Origin of the sequence: Inquilinus limosus MP06 (assembly GCF_000767795.1) — a bacterium.
Taxonomy (GTDB): domain Bacteria; phylum Pseudomonadota; class Alphaproteobacteria; order DSM-16000; family Inquilinaceae; genus Inquilinus; species Inquilinus limosus_E.
Window position 1 is genome coordinate 1 of the sequence record NZ_JANX01000667.1, and the last position, 3,023, is coordinate 3,023.

General features: G+C 73.9%; 2 protein-coding genes. Both read right to left on the reverse strand.

The annotated features are described in order from the left end of the window. Positions 1–88 precede the first annotated feature (88 nt). Positions 89–877: a carnitinyl-CoA dehydratase gene (locus tag P409_RS30515; protein ID WP_034847310.1), complete on the reverse strand. Its 789-nt coding sequence runs from the start codon at positions 875–877 to the stop codon at positions 89–91. After that, complete coding sequence (locus P409_RS30520; protein WP_034847313.1) at positions 867–2,936, reverse strand: acetate--CoA ligase family protein; 2,070 nt, start codon at positions 2,934–2,936, stop codon at positions 867–869. The genes P409_RS30515 and P409_RS30520 overlap by 11 nt, the downstream gene beginning before the upstream one ends. Between the last annotated feature and the right edge of the window lie 87 nt (positions 2,937–3,023).

The window sequence follows — 3,023 nt, forward strand, 5'->3', positions numbered from 1 at the left end:
CTCTCCCCAAGGAGAGGTGTGGTTTCCCTCTCCCCGGGGAGAGGGAGGGGCCCGTCGCGTTGGCGACGGGAGGGTGAGGGGGTGGCTCCTACCGTCCCTTCCACACCGGCTTGCGCTTCTCGGCGAAGGCGCGGGCGCCTTCCAGCTGGTCGTCGCTGTCATAGAGCGTCGCCACGGTCGGGAAGCCGCGGCGCATCACCCGGGCCAGCGCCGCCTGCACCGGCATCGCCTCGCTCTCCCGCGCCACCTCCTTGATCGCGGCGAAGACCAGAGGCGGGCCGTCGGCCAGGTGACGGGCCACAGCGCGGGCGCGGTCCATCAGCTCCGCCGCCGGCACCACCTGGTTCACCAAGCCCCAGCGCGCGGCCTCCGCCGCCTCCATCCAGCGGCCGGTGTAGAGCAGGTCCATCGCCACATGGTACGGGATGCGGCGCGGCAGCTTGATCGTCGCCGCGTCGGCCAGGGTGCCGGCGTTGATTTCGGGCAGCGCAAACCGGACATGCTCCGCCGCCAGGATCAGGTCGCAGGACAGCGCCAGCTCGAAGCCGCCGCCGACCGCCATGCCGTTGACCGCCGCGATCACCGGCTTGTTCAGGCCCGGCAGTTCCTGCAGCCCGGCGAAGCCGCCGATGCCGTAATCCTCGTCCGGCCGGATGCCTTCGGCCGCCACCGTCTTGAGGTCCCAGCCGGCGGAGAAGAAGCGGTCGCCGCCGCCGGTGACGATGGCGACGCGCAGGGCCGGGTCGTCGCGGAAGGCGGCGAAGACCTCGCCCATGCGGCGGCTGGTGGCGGCGTCGATCGCATTCGCCTTCGGCCGGTCCAGCACCACCTCGAGCACGGCGCCGTCGCGGGTCACGCGCAGGGGATCATCGATCATCGGGGGCCTCCACCAGCCGCAGCAGGACATCCGCGGCCACGGCGCCGCTGGACGTGATGATCAACGGATTGACGTCGAGCTCGGCCAACTGGCGGGCCTGGGCCAGGGCGAAATCCTGGACCGCCAGCATGGCGTCGACCGCGGCGTGGAGATCGCCCGGCGGCCGGCCGCGATGGCCGTCGAGCAGCCTGGCCACCTTCAGCGAGCGGATCGCCGCCGCCACCTCCGCCCGCCCGGCCGGCAGCAGCAGGATCCGCCGGTCGCCCACCAGCTCGACCAGCGTGCCGCCGGAGCCGAGCACGAGATGCAGCCCGAGCAGCTTGTCGCGGCCGATGCCGACGATCAGCTCCGCCACCGCGCCGGCGACCATGCGCTCGACCAGCAGCGCGTCGCCCAAACCTTTCAGGGCAACGGCGGCATCACGCACGGCGGCGGCATCGGCCAGGTTCAGCCGGACGGCACCGAGCTCGGTCTTGTGCGCCAGGTCGGCGCCGGCGGCCTTGAGCACGACCGGGAAGCCGATCGCCCCGGCGGCGGCCACCGCTTCCTCGGCCGACCACGCCAGCCGCCCCTCCGGCACCGTCACGCCATGGGCGGCGAGACGGCGCTTGCCCTCCCACTCCGACAGGGTGCGGACCGGGCCGGGCGCCAGCGGCACCGGCTCGGCCGGCAGGGGCGCATCGGCCTCGCGCAGGATGTCGCCCGCCTCCGCCGCCGCAACGATCGCGGCCAGGGCGTCGTCGATGCCGAGCAGCGGCGCGACGCCGGCCGCCACCAGGCGATGCGCCTGATCCTCCGGCAGCCCTTCGGGCATCGAGGCGACCAGCGCGGCCTTGCGGCCGGTGCGCTGCGACGCCGCCACCAGCGCCTCCAGCGACGGCACCCAGGCGACGTCGCTGCAGCGGTCGCCGCGCGGCAGGTCGAGCACCAGGAGCGTCAGGTCGAAATCCGCCGCCATCATCGCCGCAAACGTCTCGGTCATGGCCGGGGCGTTGGCCCAGATGAAGGTGTGGTAGTCGAAGGGGTTCGACACCGTCACCAGCGCCGACACCGTCGCCGCCACCCGCGCCGTCTGCGCCCCATCCAGCGGCCGGAAGCGCAGCCCGGTGCCGGGCGCGGCATCGGCGATCAGCGCCGCCTCCCCGCCCGAACAGCTCATCGAGGCGATGTCGCGGCCGGGCAGCGGCCCCACGACATGCAGCAGCTTCAGCGCCTCCAGCAGCACGGTCAGCGAGGCGACGCGGACAACGCCGATGCGGCGCAGGAAGGCATCGGTCACCGCATCCTCCCCGGCCAGGGAGGCGGTGTGGCTGAGCGTCAGCCGCGCGCCCTCTGCCGACCGGCCGGTCTTCACCGCCAGGATCGGCACGCCCTGCCGCCGCGCCCGCGCCGCCGCCCGCGCCAAGGCGGCGGGCTCGGCCAGCCCCTCGATGTGCAGGCCGATGGCGGTGACGCGCGGGTCGTCGAGGAAGGCCTCGACCATCTCGGCCAGCCCGGCCACCGCCTGGTTGCCCAGCGTCGCGACATAGGCGATCGGCAGGCCACGGCGCTGCATGGTCAGGTTGATGGCGATGTTGCTGGACTGGGTGACCAGCGCCACGCCGCGCTGCACCCGCTGGCCGCCATGCTGGTCGGGCCAGAGGAGCGCGCCGTCGAGATAGTTGATGACGCCGTAGCAGTTCGGGCCCAGCACCGGCATGGCGCCGGCGGCCACGATCAGCCGGGCCTGTAGATCCGCCCCCTCCCCGCCGGTCTCGGCAAAGCCGGAGGCGTAGCACACCGCCCCGCCGGCGCCGCGCTCGGCCAGGGCGGCGGTGACCTCGACGGCGGAGTGGCGGTTGATGCCGAGGAAGACGGCGTCGGGCGCACCCGGCAGCTCGGCGACGCTGCGGAAGGCTGGCAGGCCCTCCACCGTCTCGTGCTGCGGATGCACCGGCCAGATCTCGCCGGCGAAGCCCATGCGCCGGCTCTGCCGGATCACCTCGGCGGCAGGCTTCCCGCCGACCACCGCGATCGAGCGGGGGCGGAGAAGGCGGGACAGGTCGAAGCGCCGGGTCATGCCCGTGCCTCCGAGCCCGCACGGCTCCGACAGCGGCCTCTCCAACTATCGCAAACTCGAGTCCCCCCTCCCCTTGCGGGAGGGGGG

What these genes read in the sequence shown, in the direction of transcription:
- P409_RS30515 (WP_034847310.1), bottom strand. Translation starts at nt 877, where the DNA reads ATGATCGATGATCCCCTGCGCGTGACCCGCGACGGCGCCGTGCTCGAG.
- P409_RS30520 (WP_034847313.1), bottom strand. Translation starts at nt 2,936, where the DNA reads ATGACCCGGCGCTTCGACCTGTCCCGCCTTCTCCGCCCCCGCTCGATC.